Genomic DNA, 23,586 nt, shown 5'->3' with positions numbered 1-23,586 from the left:
CTTGTCACGCGTAGCGCCCTCTGGCCTGTATTCGAGGTGCAATACGGCCACCTCGGCCGAGGTTGGAGGGGTAACGCGTGCGCATCCTGGTTTTGGGTGGCGATGGATTCTGCGGCTGGCCGACCGTCCTCGAACTGTCGGCGCGCGGGCATGAGGTGACGATCGTCGACAACCTGTCGCGGCGGAACATCGACAACGAGCTGGAGGCTGGCTCGCTCACTCCAATCTGCCCGATGGGCACGCGACTGCAGGCCTGGACGCAAGTCTCCGGACGCGAGATCGACTTCGTGCGCTTCGATGTCGCCGAGCACTACCATCGGCTGCTCACGCTGCTGCGCGCCTGGCAGCCGGAGGCGATCGTACATTTCGCCGAGCAGCGTGCCGCGCCCTATTCGATGAAATCCTCCTGGCACAAACGCTACACGGTGGGGAACAACCTGAACGCCACCAACAACGTGCTGGCGGCGATCGTCGAATCCGGCGTTGACGCGCATCTGATCCATCTCGGCACGATGGGCGTTTACGGCTATGGCACGGCCGGCGTGCGCATCCCAGAGGGCTATCTGGAGGTGAAGGTCGCGCTGGAGGATGGCCGCGAGGTCACGCAGGAGATCCTCTACCCGCCGAACCCGGGCAGCATCTACCACCTGACCAAGACCCAGGATCAGCTGTTCTTCGCCTTCTACAACAAGAATGATGGCGTCAAGGTAACCGACCTGCACCAGGGTATCGTCTGGGGCACCCAGACCGACCAGACCGCGCGCGACGATCGGCTGATCAACCGCTTCGATTACGACGGCGACTACGGCACGGTGCTCAACCGCTTCCTGATGCAGGCAGCCGTGAACTATCCGTTGACGGTCCACGGAACCGGCGGGCAGACGCGTGCGTTCATCCATATCCAGGATACGGTGCGCTGTATCGCGATGGCCGCGGAAAACCCGCCCCAGACTGGCGAACGGGTGCGCATCGTCAACCAGATGACCGAGACGCACCAGGTCAAGGCGCTTGCCGAGAAGGTGTCCGCGTTGACCGGAACGCCGATCGCCTATCTGGATAACCCGCGCAAGGAGGCCGAGACCAACGACCTCTACGTGCGCAACGATACGCTGCTGCGGCTCGGTCTGGACCCGATCCGGCTTGACGATGGCTTGCTCAGCGAGGTCACGGAGATCGCTCAGCGTTACCGCGACCGGATCGATACCGGCAAGATTCCCTGCGTTTCCCGCTGGTAGCGCGCCGGATAGGGCAGCGTCGCTAGCTGGATGGCGGCGCGGCGTCGCACTTGTGCCCATGTAGCCGCCCTGTTAGGCACTTCCGAGTCGAGGTTTCGTGATTCAGGCGGGCGCGGATGTCCGTCCTTTCCGGTTTTTTGAGCGGTTCATGAACGAGCAAGCCACCCAAGCGCAGACAGACGCGATCCAGCAGGCGGACAGCTATATTCGCACCGGCACCGAAGCGCTGGACCACGGGCTTGACGGTGTGCGCCAGCTTCGTGCCGCGCTGCAGGACGCGCCGCTGCGCGGTGCTTTCGCCCAGGCGGTCGAGACGATCTTGGGGATGGAGGGCCGGCTGATCGTGGTCGGCGTCGGCAAGAGCGGGCACATCGGCAGCAAGCTCGCCGCGACCTTCGCCTCCACCGGCACGCCGGCGTTCTTCGTCCACCCGTCCGAGGCCAGCCACGGCGACCTCGGCATGATCTCCACCAAGGACATCATCCTGGCGCTTTCCTGGTCGGGGCAGACCGCCGAGCTGCGCGACCTGGTCGGCTACGCCAAGCGCCAGCGGGTGACCCTGCTGTCGATCACCAGTGGTGCCGACAGCATGTTGGCCAAGGCTTCCGACACCGCGCTGATCCTGCCCAAGGCGCGCGAGGCCTGCCCGCTCAATCTGGCGCCCACAACCTCGACGATGATGCAGCTGGCGCTGGGCGACGCGCTGGCGATGGCGCTGCTGGACGCGCGCGGCTTCACCGCCAGCAACTTCCAGGAGTTCCATCCCGGCGGCAAGCTGGGGGTGTCGTTGCAGGCCGTCTCGTCGGTGATGGTGACCGGCGAGATGCTGCCCACCGTGCCGGCGGACAGCACGGTCGCCGCGGCGATCGAGAAGATCAGTTCGAACGGCTTTGGCATTGTCGGCATCCTGGACGCGGATGGCGGCCTGATGGGGGTGATCACCGACGGCGACCTGCGCCGCTACATGCAGGCGCGCGCCGAGCAGACGGTGGACGATGCGCTCAACAGCGTACGCGCCGCCGACATCATGACCCGCCAGCCGGTGATGGTCGGTACCGACACGATGGTCGCGTCCGTGCTCGCGGTGATGCAGGAAAAGAAGATCTCTGCCGTGTTCGTGGCCGATCCGGAACAGATTGGCACGGACACGCGCGCGCTCGGCCACCCGCAGCCGCGCGGCATCATCACCTTCATGCACCTGCTGCAGCTGGGTGCCGTCTAGCCCGACCCGCGATCTTTAGGGACAGCCTTGCATACCGCGATCCTGATTCCCGCCCGCTACGAGTCCAAGCGCTACCCCGGCAAGCCGCTGGCCGAACTGACCGGTGCGACCGGTATGGCGAAAACGCTGATCCAGCGTAGCTGGGAGCGTGCGCGTCAGGTCGCCGGCGCCGACCACGTCGTGGTCGCCACCGACGACGACCGGATCGCTGAGCATTGTCGGAGCTTCGGGGCGGATGTGGCGATGACCGCACCGGACTGCGCCAACGGCACCGAACGTTGCGCGCAAGCGGCCGTCAGCCTCGACCCCGCGCCGGAGGTGGTGGTGAACTTCCAGGGCGACGCCCTGCTGACCCCGCCGCATGTGATCGATCTGCTGTTGCAGGCGATGCGCGCCGATCCCGATATTTCGGTCGCCACCCCGGTCGTGCGCTGCGATGCGACCATGCTGGCGGCGTTCGAGGAGACCCGTCGGCAGGGCCGGGTGGGGGAGACTTCGGCGGTGTTCGACCGGCAGGGACGGGCGCTCTATTTCTCCAAGGAGATCCTGCCCACACGCCGGACCGATGCGGCGGATCTCGGCACGCCGGTGTTCCAGCACATGGGCATCTACGCCTACCGCACGGAGGCGCTGACACGTTACGGCGACTGGCCGGCGGGGCCGCTGGAGATGCACGAGGGGTTGGAGCAGCTCCGCTTCCTGGAGAACGGGCACCGCGTGCAGTGTTGCGAGGTAGCGCTTGGCGGCGCGCCGGTGCACGAACTCAATAACTACGACGACAAGCCACGCATCGAAGCCGTGCTGCGCGACCTCGGTATCGTCTGAAGCCGCGCGCGACGCGATCGGGCTTGCCGGTCGCGATTATTTGCGCGACCATACTCGCGCCTGACGCGTGGGGCGTTGTGTGTCCTTCCCACGCCGATTGGCACTTGGCGGGTTGGCTGGGGCGTGAAGACCGCACTTATCACCGGCGTGACGGGGCAGGATGGGGGCTATCTGGCCGAACTGCTCCTGGGCAAGGGCTATGTTGTCCACGGCATCAAGCGCCGCGCGTCCTCGTTCAACACCGGGCGTGTCGAGCATCTGTACCAGGACCCGCACGCGTGCAATCGGCGGTTCCTCCTGCACTACGGCGACCTAACGGACGCCACCAACCTGATCCGGATCCTGCAGGAGGTGCGCCCGGACGAGATCTACAATCTGGCTGCCCAGAGCCACGTTCAGGTCTCCTTCGAGACGCCGGAGTACACCGCCAACGCCGATGCGCTTGGCACGCTGCGTTTGTTGGAGGCAATGCGGGTTCTGGGGTTGATGCACACGCGCTTCTACCAGGCCTCGACCAGCGAGCTTTACGGCAACGCCCCGCCGCCGCAGAACGAGGACACGCCGTTCCAGCCGTGCAGTCCCTACGCCGCGGCCAAGCTGTACGCCTACTGGATCACTGTCACCTACCGGGATGCCTACGGCTTACACGCGTCCAACGGCATCTTGTTCAATCACGAGGGGCCGACCCGCGGCGAGACTTTCGTGACCCGCAAGATCACGCGGGCGGTCGCGGCGATCGAGGCCGGCATTCAAGACTGCGTCTACCTCGGCAATCTGGATGCCAAGCGCGATTGGGGGCACGCGCGCGACTATGTGGAAGGGATGTGGCGCATCCTGCAACAGGACGCGCCGGGCGACTATGTGCTGGCCACGGGGCAGGCCTACAGCGTGCGCGACTTCGTCGAGCGGGCGTTTGCGCAGATCGGCGTGCAGCTCGGCTGGGACGGCGTGGGCCCCTCTGAGGTCGGTGTGGACCGGGTGAGTGGACGCACCCTGGTGCGCGTCGATCCACGCTACGTGCGCCCGACGGAGGTTGCGCATCTGCAAGGCGATTCGCGCCGCGCACGCGAACGGCTCGGCTGGCAGCCGCACTACACGTTCGATGAGCTGGTGCGGGAGATGGTGGAGAGTGATCGGGGTGAGCTCCGCCGGACCCACAATGCGGGCCGTTGATCTGCGTGCTAAATCAGCGTGCGACTGGCTGCGGTCGGTTGGTTGGTGCAGACGGCCCTGGAAACCGGGCGCTGGAAGACTTACGAGTGACGGTGGCGGTTTCCAGACCGCCTCGCCCCTTCTGTCCTCCGACTGTCGATCAGCACGAGTCCCACCATGCGCGAGCCTGCCCGCGATCCCGCCGCCACCGTCCGCGCCGCGTTCGAAACGACGGCATCCAACTACGCCCGTCTGGCGGAGATGTCGGAGACGGTTGCCGAGGTGGCGGGCTTCGTGATCGAGCGTTTGCGCCGGGGCGGCACCTTGATGCTGTGCGGCAACGGCGGATCGGCGGCCGACGCCCAGCACATCGCCGCCGAACTGGTCGGCCGCTTCCAGGCCGAACGCCAGCCGATGCGTGCCGTGGCGCTAGGCCAGAACATCTCGACGGCAACGGCGGTGACCAACGACTATGCGTTCGACGAGGTGTTCGCCCGCGAGTTGCGTGCATTCGCCGGCCCCGACGACGTCTTGATCGGCATCACCACCAGCGGCAGCAGCCCCAACGTGATCAAGGCATTGGAGAGCGCCCGCGCGCTCGGCGCCGGCACGATCGGCCTGACCGGCCGGCGCGAGGGCGCGCTGCCGGCTCTGTGCGACCACGTGATCCAGGCACCCGCGGACGAAACCGCGCGGGTCCAGGAACTGCACATCGGGATCGGCCACGCCCTGTGCCAGCTTATCGAGGCCGAGTTGGGTCGGGCGTCGCGGTAGGCGGCGCCTATATCTCCTCGCGCACCAGGGAGCGGGTTCCCAGCGCATAGACCCGCTGCCAGATGGCTGGATCGCGGCGTTCCCTGAATGAGTTGATGGTTGGCGTTGATTGCTGGTTCGCGCGGGGAGGCGCTGCAGCACGGTGAATGTGACGTTCAAACACCTGCACGCCTTCGTTGCGGTCGCGGAGGAAGGCAGCTTCACCCGCGCCGCCCGGCGTCTCGCTCTATCGCAGCCGGCGCTCACCATCCAGATCACCCAGTTCGAGGAGGAGCTGGGCGTTCGCTTGTTCGACCGGACGACCCGACGGGTACTGCTCACCGACAACGGCGCCGAATTTCTGCCGACCGCGCGACGTCTGCTGGAGGACGTGAACAGCGCGATTGCGGAGGTGCGTGACGTCGCCGCGCGCCGGCGCGGCCGGGTAGGGGTGGCGACGCTGCCGTCGGTCTCGGTCAAACTGATGCCGCAGATGGTTGCCGCCTTCCGTCAGGACTATCCAGGCGTCTCCGTCCAGCTTGTGGACGCCAACGCGAGCGGCGTGCAGGCGCGCGTCCGGCGCAAGGAAGTCGATTTCGGCATCGCTTCGCGCTGGACGCCGGACGATGATCTGAACTTCGAGACGGTGATGCGCGACCCCTTCCACGTGGTGTGTCGACGCGACCATCCGCTGGCGCAGGCAACGGGGACGCTAAGCTGGGACGATCTTGCGGGGCAGGAGTTTCTGGGACTGGCGCCCGATACCGGCATCCGCCCGCTGATCGAAAGCGTGCCCGACCTGCCGGCTAACGTGCGCCAGCCGCCGGTCGAGGTGTCGAACATCGCCACGCTCGAGGGCATGCTGATCGCCGGGCTGGGAATCACCGTGCTGCCTGAGTTGGCGTTGCCGGAAGATCCGGAGGGACGCCTGATCGCGCGTCCGCTGCAAGGGCCTTCCGTGTCGCGCGCGTTGTGCCTGATCACCCGGCGGGGCCGTTCACTGTCGCCAGCGGCGCAAAGCTTGCGGGACCTGATCGTCAGTCGTCTGGCCGACGGACCGGTTGCGTATCCAAACGTGTAACCGGTTATGAGACGCTATCGCCCCCAGGGTAGTTTATAAGCGGGCACGATAGATCCTTTTATTTTTTTGATTTGCTTATGAGCCGCCTGAGTCATTTTACTGACCTAATCAGTCAATCGGGATGTCTGGACGGACCTGCGCCGGAAACGGCGTTGCAGGTTTGGTTGGGCGTATCCAGGCGCATCTCCCGAAAAGCCAACAAATAGCAATCAGGAATGCATCAATGGCAGAGCGCACTGCGGACAGGGCGCCGCGTGAAGAACGGATCGGCATGAACGCCGGCTTGGGCGATCCTTGGGTTCTGGGGATCAGCGCCGGGTTTGTGATCGCTTTCGTGGCACTATCGATCTACGACGTGAATCTGCTGTCCGCGCTGGTCAGCGACGGCTTCGCCTGGACGGCGAAATATTTGGGCTCCTTCTTCCAGCTGATCCTGCTGCTCACCTTCTTCATCGCGATCGCCGTGGCGGCTACGCCGGCGGCGAGCGCCAAGATGGGCAACCTGGACCAGCCGGAGATGAGCACCTTCAAGTGGGTGTCCATTATCATGTGCACGCTGCTCGCTGGCGGCGGCGTGTTCTTCGCTGCGGGCGGGCCGGTCTACCACTTCATCGCCCAGTCGCCGCCCGCCTTCAGTGCGGAGACCGGAACGGCAGCGGCGGTGCACGGGGCGCTCGCGCAGTCCTTCATGCACTGGGGATTCCTCGCCTGGGCGATTCTGGGCTCGCTGACCTCGCTGGTGCTGGTGCACGCCCACTACACCCACGGCAAGCCGCTGCAGCCGCGCACGCTGCTGTTCCCGATCTTCGGCGAGCGGGTGATGCGCGGGGCGTTCGGTGGCCTGGTCGACGCGGTCTGCGTGATCGCGGTGGTGGCTGGCACGGTCGGCCCGATCGGCTTCTTGGCGACCCAGGTGGCCTACGGCCTGAACGTGCTGTTCGATGTCCCCGACACCTACGGGACCCAGTTGGCGGTGCTGGTCGTGCTGGGCGCGATCTACGTCACCAGCGCGATGACCGGTATCCACCGCGGCATCCAGTTCTTGAGCCGAATGAACGTCTACCTGGCGCTCGCGATCGGGGCGGTGATCTTCATCTTCGGCCCGACGCTGTTCCTGATGAACGCCTACCTGCAGGGCTTCGGCGCCTACGTCAGCAACTTCTTCCAGATGGCGACCATGACCGCGCAGACCGCGCCGGATTGGTGGATGAAGTGGTGGACGGTGTTCTTCTTCGCCTGGTTCCTGGGCTATGGGCCGTTGATGGCGCTGTTCGTCGCACGCATCTCCCGCGGCCGGACGATCCGGGAGATGATCGTGGCGGTGGCCATCCTGGCGCCGATCGCGTCGACGATCTGGTTCACGCTGCTGGGCGGCTCGGGCATTCACTATCAGCTTGCCGGTGCGATCGACCTGAAGGAGGCACTGACCAACTTCCAGTTCGACGTCGCCACGCTGACGGTGGCCCAGGCATTACCGCTGGGCACATTGATGGCGGTGGCCATCCTGGTGCTGACCACGATCTTCGTCGCCACTACCGGTGATTCCATGAGCTACACCATCTCCATGGTCGCCACCGGCCATGACCAGCCATCGCGCCTGGTGCGCGCCTTCTGGGGCGTGATGATGGCCGTGATGGCGGCGATCCTGCTGTTCATGGGCTCCGGCCAGGTGTCGGCGCTGCAGCAGTTCATCGTGATCACCGCGATCCCGGTGTCGCTGGTGATCCTGCCGTCGCTGTGGCTGGGTCCGCGCGCGGCCTATCAGATGGCCCAGGAACAGGGCCTGGTGCGCTAGCTGACCGCGTCTTGCCTGGACGCTTGAGAGGCGCGAGCCGCCGCTCCCGGATTGCCGACCGCTTGGGGTCGGCGGTTTGGAGCGGCGGCTCTTTTCATTCGACGGCGGATGTCCTGGTTAGGCTTGCTCTTGCTTGCAGCCGTCCGTATACCGCTGTCGGCCCTGGTGTGGCGCACGTCCGGGTCTATCTGTTTGGCGGAAAGCGGTCCGTGACGTTTGGGAGCGTGCGTTCAAGGCCATGGAAGCGACCGGTGATATCCGTCTCAACGCGCCGCCGCACGTCGTTTGGACGGCGATGCGCGATCCCGAGGTGCTGAAGGCGAGCGTGCCGGGCTGCAAGGCCGTGCATGTCGAAAGCGCGCACGATTACCGGATGGATCTGGAGGGCACCTGGGGCCCGATCCGCGCGCACTTCCACGTCCATGTGCGGATCGAGGACGTGCAGGGACTAGAGGATGGCTATCCCGACAGCTATCGGCTGAGCGCGCGCGGGGAGGGGGCCCTCGGGCTCGCCGCGGGGCACTCCGATATCACGCTGCGTCCGGACGGCCGTGAAACCACGGTGCTGACCTACGCGGCGGCCGGAGAGCCGGACAGCGTACTCGCGCGTCTGGGTGACCGTCTGTTGCGCCGTGCGGCCGGCAAGCTGTCGGACAAGTTCTTCAAACGCTTCGCCAAAGCGCTCGACCAGCGCGTGGCATGACGTAACACAAGGCCACAGTTCGGATACTGGCCGTTTGCCGCCCCGAATACACGCGATACGATTACCCGTAGCCGCTTTGCATCGCTAAGCGTGGTCGGTCGGGGTTTGGATGCCGCTCATCCTGGGATTGAACGCCTATCACGCCGATGCCTCGGCGGCCTTGCTGCAGGACGGCCAACTCGTCGCGGCGGTGGAGGATGAGCGGCTGCGGCGCATCAAGCATTGGGCCGGCCTGCCGGTCCAGGCGGCGCAGGCGTGCCTGGCAAGCGTGGGGGCCGAGGCGGGCGATCTCGACGCGATCGCGGTTAACCGCCGTTCGGGCGCGGAATGGCTTGCGAAGCTGCTGTTCCTGCTTGCCCACCCGGAAGCACTGGCCAGGCTGCCCGGCCGACGTGCCAATCGGCGGGCATTCGCCAATGCGCCCGAAGAGATCGCAGAGGGGCTGGGACGCGCGCCCCAAAGCGTGCGGCGGATCGCGGTGCCCCACCATGAAGCGCATCTGGCCAGTGCGTATTACAGCTCCCCCTTCGAAGCGGCGGCGGTGGTGTCGGTCGATGGCTTCGGCGATTTTCTGAGTACGTTGACGGCGCGTGGGGAGGGCGATGCCCTGATCCCGACCGGTCGGGTGACATTTCCCCATTCCCTCGGCGTGCTCTACCAGGCGGTGACGCAGCACCTGGGCTTCGGGGCCTTTGGGGACGAGTACAAGGTGATGGGTCTGGCCGCTTACGGCCGGCCAACCCGGATGGACGCGGTCGCGCAGTTAATCCGCCTGCGGTCCGGCGGGCGTTTCGCGCTCGACCTGCGCTATTTCCGCCATACGCGTCCCGGCTTCACCTACCGTTGGCAAGGCGGCGCGCCCAAGGTTGGCACGCTGTTCGCCCCACGGGTCACCACCTTGCTGGGGTCGCCGCGCGGGCCGGACGACGCGATCGACGAGGCCCATGCCGATCTGGCGGCCAGTTTGCAGGTGGTCTATGAGCGCACGCTCTGGCACGTGCTGCGCCACGCGGCGCGGACTGTGGAGGGGGTGCGCGACCTGGCCCTGGCCGGCGGCTGCGCCCACAACGTCGTGGCGAATGCCAGAATCTCGGCCTACACGCGGTTCCAGCGGGTCTTCGTACCGCCGGCGCCGGGCGATGCAGGTGGGGCGGTCGGGGCCGCGCTGGTCGCCCACCGCCGCCTGACCGGCACGGCACCGCGACCGGTCGGCCACGGCGCCTATCTGGGGCCGGAGGTGACGGACGCGCAGGCCGCCGCCGCGCTCGCCGCACAGGCGGCCGCGCTGCGTGCAGCCGGCTGCCGGGTTACCTGGCCGTCCGCAGACGCGATGATGGAAGCGGTGGCGCAAGCGTTGGCGGACGGTGAACTGGTCGGTTGGGCGCAAGGGCGCATGGAGTGGGGACCGCGCGCCCTGGGCAGCCGGTCGCTGCTCGCCGATCCGCGGCGGTGGGACGTGCGCGAACGCCTGAACCAGCGGATCAAGCGGCGGGAGGCATTCCGCCCGTTCGCCGCCGCGGTCCTGCGGGAGCGGATGGCCGATTGGTTCGAGGCCGATCTCGACCTGCCGTGGATGAGCCAAGCGGTGCCGGTGCGGGCCGACCGACGGGCCCTGGTCCCCGCGATCGTGCACGTCGATGGCACCAGCCGGCCGCAGACCGTTTCGGCCAGCCAGACGCCGCAGTTCCATGACCTGATCCGTCGCTTCGAAGAACGCACCGGCGTGCCGCTGCTGCTTAACACCTCGCTTAACCGGCAAGCGCCGATCGTCTGCACCGCCGGTGACGCGCTGCGGCTGTTCCTGGAGACGGGGCTGCACCGCTTGTGTTTGGGTGGCGCAATGATCGTCCGTGAGCCCTAGGACGGGCAGGTGACCTGATGGGTCAGGTGGCTGTAGTAGCGCTCCAGGCCGTCCGAGAGGTCGGTGTCGGCCGTCCAGCCGAGTGTATCTCGTGCCTTCGCCGGATCGGCCACGGTTGCGCGCACTTCCGCCGGACGGGCGGGCGCGTAGGTCAGAGCCGGGATCCGATGGTCATGGGTGCGCAGCAGGGATTGCACCGCTGTGGCCAGTGCCGTGATCGAGGTCGCGCGGGCGGTGGCGATCTGGAACAGCTGGCCGACCGCTCCCGGGTGCGTGGCGGCCAGGCGTAGGGCCTGCACGACGTCGCCGACATAGAGGAAGTCGCGCGTCTGATGCCCGTCCCCGGTGATCGTGAGCGCGCGACCCGCCAGCCCGTCGGTCAGGAAACGGCCGACCGCGTCGGCCTTGTGACCGCTTCCCGGGCCGTAGACGTTGGTCAACCGAAGCACGCAGGTCGCGACGCCAAAGGCGCTTGCATAGGCCTGGCAGTAGGCCTCGGCGGCCAGCTTGCTGGCGCCGTAGGGCACGCGGGGGACCGGCAGGATGCGTTCGTCGATCCGTGGGGTGTCGCCGACCAGGGGACCGGTGGTGGACGCGAGAACGACCCGCGCGTCGGTGTTCCGGGCCGCTTCCAGCACGTTGAGCGTGCCAAGTACGTTGGCTGTCGCATCGCCGCGCGGATCGGCGAGCGAGCCCATGACCCCCGTCGCGCCCGCCAGATGCACGATCGCGTCGACCCCGTGCGCGGCCTGGCGGACAGCATCCGGGGCACGGACGTCCGCGCGGTGGAACTCCAGGGATCGCAACTCGACGCCGAGGTCCGGCAGGCTGCTCGCGCCGGCGCTGCCATCGTCTAATACGCGGATCTGTTGTCCGCCGGTCGCCAGGAGGTCTGCGACCAGGTTCGCGCCGATGAAACCGCAACCGCCCGTCACCAGCCAGCGCACGCGCGCAACCCCCGTCCAACCCCGTCGAGCATGAGTTTAGCGTGGTTACACTGATTGCGCGAGTACTGTATTGAAGTGCAGCCTGATGCGCGTTATCCCTTGGGCTGGTTGCGCCCATGATCCGGTGTCGCGGCAAAGGGCCGGAGGCTTGGAGGTACGTTCCAGGCCTCCGGCCTTGGATGCTATTCGGCGGGTGCTGCGGCCGCGCTATCCTTTTTCGCCTGGATGGTGGCGTCGCCCATCCGGAGGTGGGTCATGTAGAGCATCAGTCCGGTGAAGGCGAGGCCGCCCACCAGGTTGCCCAGGATGGTCGGGATCTCGTTCCACCAGACGTAGTCCATCACGGAGAACGCGCCGCCCATGATCAGGCCGGAGGGGAACAGGAACATGTTCACCACCGAGTGCTCGAAGCCCATGTAGAAGAACACCAGGATGGGCATCCACATCGCGAGCACCTTGCCCGGGACGGAGCGCGACAGCATCGCCCCGACGACGCCGGTGGAGACCATCCAGTTGCACATCATGCCGCGCACGAAGATGGTGATCCAGCCGGCCAGGCCGTACTCGCTGTAGCCGATCGTCCGAGAAACGCCGATGCTGGCGAGTTTCTGGCCCACCGCGTTGGCTTCGGCCTGGAAGCCGTAGGTGAACGAGACCGCCATCATGACCGCCACCGTCAACGCGCCGGCGAGGTTACCCAGGAAGACCACCCCCCAGTGACGCAGAATCGCGTCGATGGTGACGCCCGGACGCTTGTCGATATAGGCCAGCGGCGTCAGCACGAAGACGCCGGTCAAGAGATCGTAGCCCATCAGGTAGATCATACAGAAGCCGACCGGGAACAGGACGGCACCGAGAATAAAGGAGCCCGTCTGGACCGCGATCGACACCGCGAACGCGGCGGCCAGCGCGAGGATGGCGCCGGCCATGTAGGCGCGGATAAAGCTGTCGCGCCAGGCCATCTTCAACTTCTGCTCACCGGCGTCGACCATTTCCTTCACGAAGCTGGTCGGCGTTACGTAGTCCACCATTCTGACCTCCTAGGTTCGACGTGGACGTCTCCCGCGTGCCCGCGGGACGGGGCATGCGTGGCGGCGGCGCTCCTTCACGGTTTCCCCAGGGGTCGGAACGTTCTTAGTAGACGTCCTTCTTGTAGCGTTTGTGCGCGATCAGTTCGTCGAGGTGCTCGCGCGCGGCGTCCGCGCCCATCGCGCCATGGGCCGCGATCAGATCGACCAGCGCGGCCTCGACGTCGCGCGCCATATGCTTGGCGTCGCCGCAGACGAACAGGTGGGCGCCCGCCTGCAGCCAGCGCCAGATTTCCTGCCCGTTGCGCGCGAGCTGATGCTGGACGTAGAGCTTTTCCGCGCCGTCTCGGGAAAAGGCGGTGTCGAGCCGGGTAAGGAGGCCCGCGCGGTGAAACGCCTCCAGCTCCCGGCGATACAGGTAATCGCAGGCTTCCCGCCGTTCGCCGAAGAACAGCCAGTTCGCCCCGCCGGCGCGGGTGGCCTGCCGTTCCTCCAGAAACGCGCGGAAAGGGGCGATCCCGGTGCCGGGGCCGATCATGATGACTGGCGTGTCCGGATCCTCGGGCAGGCTGAAGCGCTTGTTCGGGCTGCGATAGACGCCCACCGTGTCGCCCGGCTGTAGCCGGTCGGCCAGGTGACCGGTCGTGACGCCGGCCTTGCTGCGGCCACACGCGTCGTAGCGGACGATGCCGACGGTCAGGTGCACTTCCTCCGGGTGTGCGCGCGGGGAGGACGCGATTGAATAGAGCCGGGGCTGCAGGGTCGGCAGCAGGCTTGCCAAGTCCTCGCCGCGCTCAATCACTCCGGGATGAGCGCGCAGCAGGTCCAACAGGTCCCTCCCGTACAGCCACGCGGTCAGTTCGTCGCCGGCGTCGTCGGCCAGCAGCCGGGCCAGATCCTGGCTGTCGGCGCGTTCCTGGAACTTGCGCACGGTGGCGGGGGCGAGCTCCGTGATCACGGCGCGGTGGGTCAGGACCTCGTCCAGGCGCGCGGTCGTGCCCTTGGCTGCGGAGACCTCTTCGCTGCCGTCGAGGCCGGCTTCGGCAAGCACGGCCTGCACCAGTTCGGGATCGTTCGGTGCAACCACGCCCAACGCGTCGCCTGGTTCGTAGGTCGGCCCGTTGCGGCCGAGCGCCAGCTCGATGTGTCGGGTCTCCTTGTCGGACTCCGGGTTCAGCCGCGTGTTCGCGATCAGGGTCGCCTGGAAGGGATGCGCCCGTGTCCAGCGGTCCTCGTCGTCCCCATCGTCCAGGGTCGCCGTCGCGGTGGTCGGCAGCGCGCCTGCGGCGGTGTCCGCCATGCCGTCGTGCTCCTGCAGGGCTTCGAGCAGACCGCTGCGGAACTCGGCCATCGGGGCATCCGGGTTGCCGTCGACATCGACCCGTTCGACGAGCGGCGTGGCACCGAGCGCCTGGAAGGTTTCGTCCAGGTAGCGGCCGAAGGCGCAGAACTGCTCGTAGTTGCTGTCGCCGAGCGCCAGCACGGCGTAGGACATGCCGCTGAGCGCGCCGCTGTCGGCCTGTTCCAGCGCCTTGATCAGGCCCTTGGCGGAATCCGGCGCTTCGCCTTCTCCGGTCGTGCTGGCGATCACGGCGATCCGTTCGGCCTGTGCGAGAGTGTCGAGGTCCATGTCCTCGATATCGACCGCCTGGGCGGGGCGCCCGTCGGCCTTGGCGGCTTTGGCGAGCTTTTTGGCCACGCTTTCCGCCGTTCCGGTTTGGGAGGCGAACAGCACCTGCAGCCCGGCCTTTGCGGACTGTTCCTGTGGTGCGGTCGCGCCCGCCTGCGGACTCATGAAGCCAGCCAGAAAGCCTTCCAGCCACGCCCGCTGCGACGGGGTGAACGGCGCATCCGACGGAAGCGCCCGGGACAAGGGAAGCTGATCGGCGGTCATGGGCTCTCCTCCAGTCCGGCCATTTGGCGTAGCGCGCCGACGTCGTGCCGCCGCGCGAAGGCGACGAAGCTGTCGTCCGGCTCCGCGCGGTCGCGGTAGCTCGCCAACAGGCGTTCGAGGATTGGCGGCAGTTCGTCGAACGGCACGCCCTTGGCAAACTCGCGGGCGATGCCGGCGTCCTGGCCCGCACCGCCGCCGACATAGACGTGATAGGCCTCCACCAGTTCGCCCGCGCGGGTCACCAGCGCGCCCAAGAGGCCGATGTCGCCGATGTAGTGCTGGGCGCAGGAGTTCGGGCAGCCGGTCAGGTGGATGTTCAGCGGCTCGTCCAGGCCGACCGTGTCGCGCAGATGCTGGCCGAGCGCGATCGCCTGCCCCTTGGTATTGGTCGAAGCGTAGCGGCAGCCGGTGTTGCCGGTGCAGGCGACGAGGCCCCCCATGATCGCGTGCGGCTCGTGGCTGAAGCCGAGTTCCGAGATCCGCGCCAGCGCCTCATCCACCTTGTCGTCGGGGACGTGCGGCAGCAGCACGTTCTGCCAGACGGTGAGCCGCAGTTCGCCGCCGCCCAGCTCCTCCGACAGGGCGGCCAGGGCGTCCATCTGCTCGGCCGTCATTCGGCCGACCGGTACGTCGATGCCGATGTAGTTGAGTCCGGGGGTGCTTTGCGGGTGCACGCCCAGATGTGCGTGGCGCACCTCCGGCGGGCGCGGCGTACACTTTTCTGCGTCCAGGAAACGCAGTTCGAAGCCGAGATGCGCCTGCACCCGCTCCAGGAAGGCGTCCAGGCCTAGGCGGTCGAGCACGTAGCAGAGCCGCGCCTTCTTGCGGTTGGTGCGGTCGCCGGTCTCGTTGAACGCGCGCACGATCGCGGCGGCGAGCGGCACGCACTCGTCCGGCCGGACCAGCAGGCCGGACTCGAACGCGATGCGCTCGTGACCGGTGATCCCGCACAGCAGCACCCGGAAGTAGACGCCGGGCTCGACCCCCTGGCCGTCCTCGACCCGGGTCGCGACGAAGCCGATGTCGTTGGTGTCGGACAGGACGCTGACCGCGCCCCCGGAATCGAATGCGATGTTGAACTTCCGCGGCAGGCCATACATGTCGCGGTTGTTGTAGAGGTAGTGCTGTAGCGCCCGGCACAGCGGGCGGACGTCGACGATCTCCTGGGGATCGAAGCCGCTGGTCGGCGGGGCGGTGATGTTGCGGATGTTATCCGCCCCGGCCCCGCGTGCGCCCAGTCCGATCTCGTCCAGGGTCATCAGCACCTCGACGATGCTGCTGGGCGGCAGTTCGCGGACCTGCAGGTTGCTGCGCGTGGTGACGTCGGCGTAGCCGCCGCCCCAGTCGCGCGCGAGCCCGGCGATGCCGCGGACTTGCGGGGCCGTCAGCACCGCGCCCGGGGTGCGCAGGCGCACCATGAAGGAGTCCTGTGCCGGCGCGACGTAGAACAGACCGTGGAACTTGAACCGGAAGACGTCGCCGCCCTCTGGCGGCTGATCGGCGTTGGCGTGCGCGAGCAGCTTGTCCCAGATGTCCAGCGGATTTTCCGCGCGCTTGAGCTGCTCCTCCTTGGCCAGTTCGTCGACCGGGACCCCGTAATAGGTTTCCTCGCCACCGACCTCGGCAAGGTTGGCCCCGGCGGCCGCGGGGTCGTTGGTGACCTGTCCTGCGGGCGTGTGGCCGGCGAACAGGCCGCGGGCCGCAGTTCCGGCTGCGAACCCGGCGATGTATTCCTTCTGCTCGGCGGTGAAGGGGGCGTCTGTGGCGTTGTCGTCAGACGATCCGGCCATGGCAGGCCCTCCTCTCGCATGACGGACCCGACACGTCGTTTGCCTTTGCCCCGAACCAGGGGCGGAAGAACGTCCGCAGCCGTGGTGAGGAAGCCGCGGACATCGCTGCCGCTGGATACCGCGTGCGTGGATGGCGAGGCGGTAGCGCCATGTTCCTCCGGCTCGACATGCCAGGAATACCTGATCGCTGCGGTGCAGAAACCATGCCAAACCGCACCAAACCGCTAGATCTACTACATATAGACTGTCGAGCCGGTCTGCGGCGTATTGTTTAACTTAAAGAACTCGGGAGATCTGCACTCGCATTGTGCGCTGCGCAAAACTGCTATGCGCTGATATGGTTAAACATTGTGCAGAGCGCAATCCGACATGGTCGGTTCGACGTGTCGATGGGTATGCGGATCAGGAGATCGCGGCATCCGCCAGATCACCGCGATTCCAGCCGTCCAGCAGTGTCAGCCTGTCATGCCCAAGCGTCACGACGCCCGGGGGTGTGGACCCCGGCATGGAATTTGCGGTGTTTGGCATACCGGCCGCACTTCTCCGCCAAGCAAGTCGCATGCCCAGGGTGTGTCCAGGCGCTGTCGTGTTTCCCGACAGTTGTTTGCCAACGATCAGACCAAGGAGTCCTCGGATGGTACAATCGCAGTTCGTCGAGCCGATGATGACCAAGGACGATGTTGCCGCCATGGTGCTCGCCGCAAAGAAGAAGAGCGGCATGACCTGGGAAGGGCTGGCGGAAACCCTTGGGATGTCGCCGGTCTGGACCCACGCGGCCTGCATGGGCATGGTGTCGATGCCCGAGGAGCAGGCGCGCACGCTGGTTCGGACGTGCGACCTGCCGGAAGAAGCCGTCTCCGTGCTGGCGGAGTGTCCGACCAAGACCTGGGATCAGACCGTCCCGACCGATCCGTGCATCTATCGCCTGTACGAAATCATGGGCGTCTACGGGGCGAGCATGAAGGCGCTGATCCACGAAAAATTCGGTGATGGGATCATGTCGGCGATCGACTTCGAGATGTACGTCAACCGGAAGCAAGATCCGAAGGGCGACCGCGTCGAAGTCGTGATGTCCGGGAAGTTCCTCCCCTACCGCACCTGGTAGTAGGGCAGGCGCGCCCGCCGCTCACGCGTGGGCCGGATCGCCAGGGAAATACGCCCGGCGATCCGGCCCATTGCCAAAGTATAAGGTGAGCCGTGCGCGGGGCACGCCCTACGAGAGGGATGACGCCTGCGATTCCGGTGCCAGTTCCGGGTCCCAGAGATGGCAGGCGACCTGAACGCGGCCCTGCTGTTTCAGCCTGGGATCATGGGCGGGGTAGAAGTCCACCTGGGCATGACCCTCGGCCGCCTGGATGTTCTGCACGCCGCGCCAGAAGGGGTCGTCGGGGGCATCGGCGCGGATCGTCTCCAGCAGGTCCACGACGTCACGTCCCTGGTAGCCCTTGCCAGCGGGGACCTGGACCGTAGTTGCCGGTTTGCCGACCTGTTCCAGATCGCCGATCATGGCGCGTTCGCGCTCGTACTGCGCCTCGGGAAGTTGGGTCCAGCGCCGCTCCAACAGTTCGCGCAGATCGCGCCCCTCCCAGCCGCAAGGGCCGTAGGCCATCGAACAGCGCGGGTGGAACGAGCAGCCGAGCGGCGGGTTGGCCGCATCCGGCACCTCCCCACGCGGCAGGTCGCGCGGCACGTGGCGCGACGGATCCGGGTCCGGGATCGCGCGCAGCAGCGCCCGGGTGTAGGGGTGCTTGGGATCCTCGTAGATCGCCGAGGGCGGACCCGTTTCCACCACCCGGCCCAGGTACATGATCGCGATGCGGTCGCAGAAGAACTTGGCCGTGGCGAGGTCGTGCGTGATGTAGACGTAGGTCAGGCCCAGTTCGTTCTTCAGGCGGCCGAGCAGGCTCAGGATCTTGGCGCGCACGCTCATGTCCAGCATCGACACGGGCTCGTCCAGGACCAGCAGGTCCGGGTTCAGGATCAGCGCGCGCGCCAGCACGGCGCGCTGCTTCTGTCCGCCCGACAGCTCGCCTGGATAATTGTCCAGGAAGCGCTCCGGCGGGCTCAGGCCGACCACCTCCAGGATCTCGCGCACCCGACGGTCCAACTCGTCGGGATCGCTGGTGATGCCGTGGATCTTCAGCGGGTCGGCGATCGCCGTGCGCAAATCCATCGCCGGGTTGAGGGAAGCGTGCGGGTCCTGGAAGACGAGCTGCATGCGCAGCCGCAGTTTGCGGAGCTGCGGCTCGCTCAGGCCGGCGACGTTCTGCCCGTCGAACGTGACCGCACCGCTGGTTGCCGGGGCCAGCCCGAGAAGCGTGCGGCCGAGGGTGGACTTGCCGCTGCCGGACTCGCCCACGATGCCGACGACTTCCCCGCGTTTGACGTCGAGCGAAACCCCGTCGACCGCCTTGATCCAGCCGGACTCGCGACCGATCAGCCGGTCCAGGAAGTTGCCGCGCAACGGGAAGTAGGTCTTCAGACTCTCAAGCTTCAGCAGCGGCCGCCGGGTATCTCCGTCTGGCCGCTCGGTCGCCGCGGGCGCGTCGGACGCGGCCTCAGGCTTCGTCGACATGGTCGAACTCCTGCTGCAGCGGGGCCTTGCCGCCCTCGGGGATCAGCTCGTCGGGGCCGTGGCGCCAGCAGTGGACGCGTTGGCCCGGCTGCGGATGGGTCGTCACCGGCACTTTCTGGGTGCAGATCTGCATGGCGTCTGGGCAGCGCGGATGGAAACGGCAGCCTTGCGGTGGTGTGACCAAGTTCGGGGGCGAGCCCGGGATATGGCTCAACTCCCGGGTCGACAGCGAGATCGTCGAGTGCAGCAGCTCGCGCGTATAGGGGTGGCCCGGGTTGGCGAACACGCTGCCGACGTCGCCGTCCTCGGCGACCCGGCCGGCGTACATCACCGCCATCCGGTCGCACGCCTCCGCGACGATGCCGAGGTTGTGGGTGATCATCAGCAGGGCGGTGCCGAACTCGCTTTGCAGGTCCTTGAGCAGACGCAGGATCTGCGCCTCCACCAGCACGTCAAGCGAGGTGGTCGGCTCGTCGGCGATCAAGAGCTTGGGTTTCAGCACCAAAGCCAGCGCGATCATAATCCGCTGACGCATGCCGCCGGAGAACTCGTGCGGATACTGGTGGAAGCGGGTGGGCGGGATGCCCACGTGACCCAGCGTTTCCAACGACCGGCGCTTGATCTCCTCGCGGCCCAGGTTCGGCTCGTGGGCGCGCAGCGTTTCCTCGAAATGGTCGTTGATGCGCATCAGCGGGTTCTCAGCCGGGTCATCGGCTCCTGGAAGATCAGGCCGATCTCCGGGCCCCGCAGGGCATGGTGCTGGCGCTTGGTCATCTGCAGCACGTCCTGCCCGCGGTACAGAATCTGCCCGTCGTGCGCCGCCGAGTTCGGGGTCAGGCCCATCAGCGCGCGCCCCAGGGTCGACTTGCCGCAGCCGCTTTCACCGACCAGGCCGACGGCCTCTCCGGCTGCGATGTCGAGCGAGACCCGGTCGACCGCCTGCGCCGCCCCCTTGGCCGTGCCGTACCAGACCCGCAGGTCGCGCACGGACAGGATCGGTTCGCGTTCGTTCATGTCCGCTCTCCTTCCGGGGCCTCGCTGTCCTTGTCGGGGAACTTGACCGGCTCGGTCCGGCGCGGGCGCAGCAGCGGGTTGAGCACATCGTTCAGCCCCTCGCCCAGGAGCGTCAGGCCGGTCACGAGCGAGACGATCGCGATGCCGGGGAACAAGCCGGTCCACCAGATGCCCGCACCCGCATCCGCGATCGCCCGCTGCAGGTCATAGCCCCACTCGGCCCCTTGGGTCGGCTGAATGCCGTAGCCGAGGAAGCCCAGGCCGGCGAGGGTGAGGATGGAGTCCGCCGCGTTCAGGGTGGCGACGACGGGGACCGACTGCACGACGTTCGCCAGCACGTACTTGGTCACGATCCAGCGCGGCCGCGCGCCCATCGCCCGCGCGGCCTCGACGAACGGCTCCTCGCGCACGGAGATCGTATGGTTGCGGACCACGCGGAAGTACTGCGGCACGTAGACGACGGAAATGGCGATTGCCGCCGTCAGAACGCCGCTTGCCAGCACGTCCGATAGCAGGAAGGCGATCACGATGGCCAGCAGCAGGTAGGGGAAGGCGAACAGCGCATCCATGATCAACACCAGGACACGGTCCAGCCAGCCGCCCTTGAAGCCTGAGATCAGGCCGATCGGCAGCCCGATCGCAAGCGAGAAGACCACCGCCAGGATCACCACCTCGACCTCGGTGCGCGCGCCCCAGACGATCCGCGACAGCACGTCGGTCGACTGCACGGTGGTGCCCAGCAGGTAGTCCATGTTGGGGGCGATGTGCTTGCCGAACCGCTCGCCGGCGTCGTTCTGATATTGGGAGTAGCCGTAAGGCGCGATCCAGGGCGCGAAGAGCGCGACCAGGATCCAGAAACCGGTGATCGCCGTGCCGATCCACAGCACCACGCGGGGCAGGCCGCGGCTTTCCTTGATCGGCCCGGAAACGCGGCGGAATTGCCGGGCGAGCAGGCCGGGACGCCGGGGGGCCTGGCTGTCGTCGCGTGCGCTCATCAGTACCTCACCCGCGGGTCGATCCAGGCGTTGACGAAGTCGATCACCACCGAGATCAGCACCACCACCAAGGCGAAGAAGGTGATGATCCCCTGGACCCCGGTGTAATCACGGTTGTTCAGGTAGCGGACCAGCTGGTTGCCCAGTCCGGGCCAGTTAAAGGTCGTTTCGGTCAGGATCGCGCCCGACATCAGGAGCGCGAACTGCAGGCCGATCATGGTCACCACGGGCACCAGCGCGTTGCGGAAGGCGTGGCGGAACACCACCCGCCATTCACGCACCCCGCGAGCGCGCGCGGCTTCGACGTAGTCGCCCTGCAGCGTCTGCAGCAGATTGACGCGGACCATGCGCAGCAGCACGCCGGTGATCAGCAAGCCCAGCGTCATCGCCGGCATGATCAAGTGACGGATCACGTCCCACAGCGCGCTCCAGTTGCCGGCGATGATCGCGTCCAGCACCAGAAGGTTGGTGGTGCGTTCCAGGGTGTACTGCACGATCGGGCTCGCGCGGCCGCTGGCCGGCAGCCAGTTCAGTTCGGCGCCGAAGATCAGCTGGCCCAGAAAGCCGAGGAAGAAGACCGGCGTGGCGTAGATGAAGATGCCGAACAACCGGCCGGTGACGTCGATCGGCGTGTCGCGCAGGCGCCCGGTGATCAGGCCCAGCAGAATGCCGAGCGTGGTCGCGATCACCATGCCGAAGAAGACCAGCTCCAGGGTCGCCGCGCCGTTGTTCAGGATCACCTCCAGCACCGGCCGGCTGTCGGTGATCGTCATGCCGAAGTCGAAACTGAAGACATCGGCGATGTAGTCCGCAAACTGGACGTACACCGGGTCGTCGAGGCCCATCGCCTCGCGTTTGCGTTGCAGCACCTCGTCGCTGACCTTGCCGCCCAGCGCGGCCGCGACCGGGTCACCGGGCGCCACGCGCATCAGCAGGAAGACGAACGACAGAAGCACCAAGATCATTGGTACCGCCAACACGAGGCGGGTAAGCGCATAGGCGCGCAGCGATGTTGTCTGCGAGGCCATGGTCGGACAACCGAATCTGGAAGGAACACAAGGGCCGAAAAGGCAACGGCCCCCGGCGCTTAGCGCGTCGGGGGCCCATAGTCAAATGTTAGCTACTGCGTCTTTCCGACCAGCCAGTAGCGGAAGATGTAGGAGGCATCGAGCGTATCCGACACACCGGTCATCTGATCGCCGACCGTCGCGATCTGCTTGGCCTGGAAGACCGGGATGATCGGGACCTCCTCCGCGGCGATCTGCTGAATCTCCTCGAACGCCTCGACGCGTGCTTCGGAATCTTCCGCCGCGCGCTGCTTGCCGATCAGCTCGTCGACCCGTGCGTTCTCGTAGTGGGTGTTCAGCCACGAGGTTTCGGAACCGTAGAAGGGCGCGGTGTAGTTGTCCGCGTCCGGGAAGTCCGGGAACCAGCCCATCTGGAAGGCCGGGTACTGGTCAGTCGTCGCCGCCTCGACGTAGCGCGCCCACTCAGTGGACTTCAGCGTGACATCGAAGATGTCGTCGGTCTCGAACGCCCGCTGGATCTCGGCGTACTCGTCCGCCGAGCTGTCGCCGTAGTGGGTCGGCGTGTACCAGAGCTGCAGCTCGACCGGTGTCTCGATCCCGGCCTCGCTCAGCACCTGCTTCGCCTTCTCGGCGTTGGTGCCCACGCCGTAGATCGACTTGAAGGCGTCCGTATGGCCCTTCAGGCCGGCCGGGATCATGGAATAAAGCGGCTCGACCGTGCCGTTATAGACGTTCTGGGCAACCGCCTCACGGTCCATCAGGTAGGCCGCGGCCTGACGCACGGCTTGCTGCTGGCCGGGCTCCAGGTCGAGGTTGAACACCAGGTAGCGGATCGCGGTGCCCTTACCCTCGACCAGGCGGAATGGCTGGTCTTTGGCCATCTCGCGCAGCGATTGCACGTCGGTCGGCGTCAGCTTGCGGTAGGCGACGTCGACGTTGCCTTGCTGGATCGCCAGCTTCAGCGAGGAGGAGTTCGAGAAATACTGGATGATCACCCGCTGGTTCCGGGCGGGGTCGCCGTAATAGTCCTCGTTCTCTTCCAGCACCGTCTGGACGTTCGGCTTGTAGGCAGCGAGCTTATAGTGGCCGGAGCCAACGATCTCGTCGCTCGGCTGCAGCTCGTCCGCCGGATAGACGCCCTTGGGTACGATCGCGCCCGCGCCGGTGGTGAGCACGTACGGCCAGGTCGCGTTGTGCTGCTTCAGATCGAAGACGACCGTGTACTCGTCGGGCGTGGAGATCGACTGGATCGGCGAGAACAGGCTGGAGGGGCCGGCCGGCTTGTCCATCTCGATCATGCGCTCGAAGGAGAACTTGACGTCCTCGGCCGTCAACTCCTGCCCGTTGGTGAAGGTGATCCCCTCCTTCAGCACGCACTTGTACTTGGTTTCCGCCGACCATTCACAGGATTTGGCGGCGTCCAGCACCGGCGTCGTCTCACCAGGCGGAATCCGCATGAGGAAGCTGTAGACGTTCCACATGATGTTCCAGGACGGCAGGTCGTAGGCGCCCGCCGGGTCGTAGGTGGTCGGCTGGTCGGTTGTGCCGAGCACCCAGGTCGCGTTCGGATCCACCTCCTGCGCGGCGGCCGTGCCGGCGCTGAGCGCTATCGCCAAAGCGCAACTGCCGCCAAGCGCCACGCGCTTTAGGCTGTACGCGTTATTCATTCATCTTTCTCCCTGTTGGTT

At 66.6% G+C, this 23,586-nt stretch carries 20 protein-coding genes; 10 read left to right on the top strand and 10 right to left on the bottom strand.

Annotated features, from left to right (window positions below; all coding sequences use genetic code 11):
* Positions 1 to 77 precede the first annotated feature (77 nt).
* From RHOSA_RS0118080 to RHOSA_RS0118040, 9 genes are all read left to right on the top strand, one after another.
* On the top strand, positions 78 to 1,235 hold the full coding sequence (locus tag RHOSA_RS0118080) for an NAD-dependent epimerase/dehydratase family protein (protein ID WP_027289776.1): 1,158 nt from the start codon (positions 78 to 80) through the stop codon (positions 1,233 to 1,235).
* Positions 1,236 to 1,383: 148 nt separating this feature from the next.
* A complete protein-coding gene (locus RHOSA_RS23495; RefSeq protein ID WP_037259076.1) occupies positions 1,384 to 2,457 on the top strand; it encodes a KpsF/GutQ family sugar-phosphate isomerase in 1,074 nt (357 codons plus the stop codon).
* A gap of 27 nt (positions 2,458 to 2,484) precedes the next feature.
* Positions 2,485 to 3,282, top strand: a complete 798-nt coding sequence (locus RHOSA_RS0118070; protein WP_027289775.1) for a 3-deoxy-manno-octulosonate cytidylyltransferase — start codon at positions 2,485 to 2,487, stop codon at positions 3,280 to 3,282.
* Positions 3,283 to 3,405: 123 nt separating this feature from the next.
* Entirely contained in the window at positions 3,406 to 4,455 is a 1,050-nt protein-coding gene (gmd, locus tag RHOSA_RS23490) for a GDP-mannose 4,6-dehydratase (protein WP_051432310.1), read from the top strand.
* A 156-nt stretch (positions 4,456 to 4,611) separates the two neighbouring features.
* Entirely contained in the window at positions 4,612 to 5,208 is a 597-nt protein-coding gene (locus tag RHOSA_RS0118060; RefSeq protein WP_027289774.1) for a D-sedoheptulose-7-phosphate isomerase, read from the top strand.
* 142 nt (positions 5,209 to 5,350) lie between these two features.
* Positions 5,351 to 6,268 carry a LysR family transcriptional regulator gene (locus RHOSA_RS23485; protein WP_051432309.1) on the top strand — a complete coding sequence of 306 codons (918 nt, stop codon included), beginning with the start codon at positions 5,351 to 5,353 and terminating at the stop codon, positions 6,266 to 6,268.
* A 223-nt stretch (positions 6,269 to 6,491) separates the two neighbouring features.
* A complete protein-coding gene (locus tag RHOSA_RS0118050; protein ID WP_081728825.1) occupies positions 6,492 to 8,063 on the top strand; it encodes a BCCT family transporter in 1,572 nt (523 codons plus the stop codon).
* Positions 8,064 to 8,301: 238 nt separating this feature from the next.
* Entirely contained in the window at positions 8,302 to 8,766 is a 465-nt protein-coding gene (locus RHOSA_RS0118045; RefSeq protein WP_027289772.1) for an SRPBCC family protein, read from the top strand.
* Between the two features lie 109 nt (positions 8,767 to 8,875).
* Positions 8,876 to 10,627, top strand: coding sequence for a carbamoyltransferase family protein (locus RHOSA_RS0118040; RefSeq protein ID WP_027289771.1), 1,752 nt, complete (start codon positions 8,876 to 8,878; stop codon positions 10,625 to 10,627).
* On the opposite strand, the gene RHOSA_RS23480 is transcribed toward RHOSA_RS0118040, so the two are convergent.
* The 4 genes from RHOSA_RS23480 to RHOSA_RS0118020 form a co-directional block, all read right to left on the bottom strand.
* The gene (locus tag RHOSA_RS23480) at positions 10,624 to 11,574 is read right to left on the bottom strand and encodes an NAD-dependent epimerase/dehydratase family protein (protein ID WP_037256612.1); all 951 of its coding nucleotides are present in this window, start codon (positions 11,572 to 11,574) and stop codon (positions 10,624 to 10,626) included. The two genes, RHOSA_RS0118040 and RHOSA_RS23480, sit on opposite strands and share 4 nt — an antisense overlap.
* 182 nt (positions 11,575 to 11,756) lie before the next feature.
* Complete coding sequence (locus RHOSA_RS0118030; RefSeq protein WP_207140345.1) at positions 11,757 to 12,605, bottom strand: formate/nitrite transporter family protein; 849 nt, start codon at positions 12,603 to 12,605, stop codon at positions 11,757 to 11,759.
* 103 nt (positions 12,606 to 12,708) lie between these two features.
* Positions 12,709 to 14,496 (bottom strand): diflavin oxidoreductase, encoded by a 1,788-nt coding sequence (locus RHOSA_RS0118025; protein WP_027289769.1) that lies wholly within the window; start codon positions 14,494 to 14,496, stop codon positions 12,709 to 12,711.
* Positions 14,493 to 16,286, bottom strand: a complete 1,794-nt coding sequence (locus RHOSA_RS0118020; RefSeq protein WP_027289768.1) for a NirA family protein — start codon at positions 16,284 to 16,286, stop codon at positions 14,493 to 14,495. Before RHOSA_RS0118020 ends, RHOSA_RS0118025 begins: the two co-directional genes overlap by 4 nt.
* 634 nt (positions 16,287 to 16,920) lie before the next feature.
* Here RHOSA_RS0118020 and cynS point away from each other — a divergent pair.
* Positions 16,921 to 17,391 (top strand): cyanase, encoded by a 471-nt coding sequence (cynS, locus tag RHOSA_RS0118015; RefSeq protein ID WP_027289767.1) that lies wholly within the window; start codon positions 16,921 to 16,923, stop codon positions 17,389 to 17,391.
* 108 nt (positions 17,392 to 17,499) lie between these two features.
* Here the strand turns inward: cynS and RHOSA_RS23475 are convergent, their stop codons facing one another.
* The 6 genes from RHOSA_RS23475 to RHOSA_RS0117990 all read right to left on the bottom strand — a co-directional run bounded on the left by RHOSA_RS23475 (position 17,500) and on the right by RHOSA_RS0117990 (position 23,565).
* Complete coding sequence (locus RHOSA_RS23475; protein ID WP_051432308.1) at positions 17,500 to 18,861, bottom strand: ABC transporter ATP-binding protein; 1,362 nt, start codon at positions 18,859 to 18,861, stop codon at positions 17,500 to 17,502.
* Complete coding sequence (locus tag RHOSA_RS25920; RefSeq protein ID WP_051432307.1) at positions 18,845 to 19,549, bottom strand: ABC transporter ATP-binding protein; 705 nt, start codon at positions 19,547 to 19,549, stop codon at positions 18,845 to 18,847. The genes RHOSA_RS23475 and RHOSA_RS25920 overlap by 17 nt, the downstream gene beginning before the upstream one ends.
* Positions 19,549 to 19,875, bottom strand: a complete 327-nt coding sequence (locus RHOSA_RS25560; protein WP_051432306.1) for an ATP-binding cassette domain-containing protein — start codon at positions 19,873 to 19,875, stop codon at positions 19,549 to 19,551. The genes RHOSA_RS25920 and RHOSA_RS25560 overlap by 1 nt, the downstream gene beginning before the upstream one ends.
* Positions 19,872 to 20,870 carry an ABC transporter permease gene (locus RHOSA_RS0118000; RefSeq protein WP_037256610.1) on the bottom strand — a complete coding sequence of 333 codons (999 nt, stop codon included), beginning with the start codon at positions 20,868 to 20,870 and terminating at the stop codon, positions 19,872 to 19,874. Before RHOSA_RS0118000 ends, RHOSA_RS25560 begins: the two co-directional genes overlap by 4 nt.
* Positions 20,870 to 21,898 (bottom strand): ABC transporter permease, encoded by a 1,029-nt coding sequence (locus RHOSA_RS0117995; RefSeq protein WP_027289765.1) that lies wholly within the window; start codon positions 21,896 to 21,898, stop codon positions 20,870 to 20,872. Before RHOSA_RS0117995 ends, RHOSA_RS0118000 begins: the two co-directional genes overlap by 1 nt.
* 92 nt (positions 21,899 to 21,990) lie before the next feature.
* The gene (locus RHOSA_RS0117990; RefSeq protein WP_027289764.1) at positions 21,991 to 23,565 is read right to left on the bottom strand and encodes an ABC transporter substrate-binding protein; all 1,575 of its coding nucleotides are present in this window, start codon (positions 23,563 to 23,565) and stop codon (positions 21,991 to 21,993) included.
* Positions 23,566 to 23,586: the final 21 nt, after the last annotated feature.

This window comes from Rhodovibrio salinarum DSM 9154, assembly GCF_000515255.1.
GTDB classification, from domain to species: Bacteria; Pseudomonadota; Alphaproteobacteria; order Kiloniellales; family Rhodovibrionaceae; genus Rhodovibrio; species Rhodovibrio salinarum.
The sequence above is the reverse complement of the archived record's forward strand: the minus strand, read 5'-3'. Positions and strand labels throughout refer to the sequence as shown.

Bases quoted from the DNA above. Each gene is read 5' to 3' on its own strand.
- RHOSA_RS0118030 (WP_207140345.1), bottom strand. From the start codon at position 12,605: ATGGTGGACTACGTAACGCCGACCAGCTTCGTGAAGGAAATGGTCGAC.
- RHOSA_RS25560 (WP_051432306.1), bottom strand. From the start codon at position 19,875: ATGAACGAACGCGAACCGATCCTGTCCGTGCGCGACCTGCGGGTCTGG.
- RHOSA_RS0118045 (WP_027289772.1), top strand. From the start codon at position 8,302: ATGGAAGCGACCGGTGATATCCGTCTCAACGCGCCGCCGCACGTCGTT.
- cynS (WP_027289767.1), top strand. From the start codon at position 16,921: ATGGTACAATCGCAGTTCGTCGAGCCGATGATGACCAAGGACGATGTT.
- RHOSA_RS0117995 (WP_027289765.1), bottom strand. From the start codon at position 21,898: ATGGCCTCGCAGACAACATCGCTGCGCGCCTATGCGCTTACCCGCCTC.
- RHOSA_RS0118000 (WP_037256610.1), bottom strand. From the start codon at position 20,870: ATGAGCGCACGCGACGACAGCCAGGCCCCCCGGCGTCCCGGCCTGCTC.
- RHOSA_RS0118025 (WP_027289769.1), bottom strand. From the start codon at position 14,496: ATGACCGCCGATCAGCTTCCCTTGTCCCGGGCGCTTCCGTCGGATGCG.
- RHOSA_RS0118020 (WP_027289768.1), bottom strand. From the start codon at position 16,286: ATGGCCGGATCGTCTGACGACAACGCCACAGACGCCCCCTTCACCGCC.
- RHOSA_RS23475 (WP_051432308.1), bottom strand. From the start codon at position 18,861: ATGTCGACGAAGCCTGAGGCCGCGTCCGACGCGCCCGCGGCGACCGAG.
- RHOSA_RS23495 (WP_037259076.1), top strand. From the start codon at position 1,384: ATGAACGAGCAAGCCACCCAAGCGCAGACAGACGCGATCCAGCAGGCG.
- RHOSA_RS0117990 (WP_027289764.1), bottom strand. From the start codon at position 23,565: ATGAATAACGCGTACAGCCTAAAGCGCGTGGCGCTTGGCGGCAGTTGC.
- RHOSA_RS0118060 (WP_027289774.1), top strand. From the start codon at position 4,612: ATGCGCGAGCCTGCCCGCGATCCCGCCGCCACCGTCCGCGCCGCGTTC.
- RHOSA_RS0118040 (WP_027289771.1), top strand. From the start codon at position 8,876: ATGCCGCTCATCCTGGGATTGAACGCCTATCACGCCGATGCCTCGGCG.
- RHOSA_RS25920 (WP_051432307.1), bottom strand. From the start codon at position 19,549: ATGCGCATCAACGACCATTTCGAGGAAACGCTGCGCGCCCACGAGCCG.
- RHOSA_RS0118050 (WP_081728825.1), top strand. From the start codon at position 6,492: ATGGCAGAGCGCACTGCGGACAGGGCGCCGCGTGAAGAACGGATCGGC.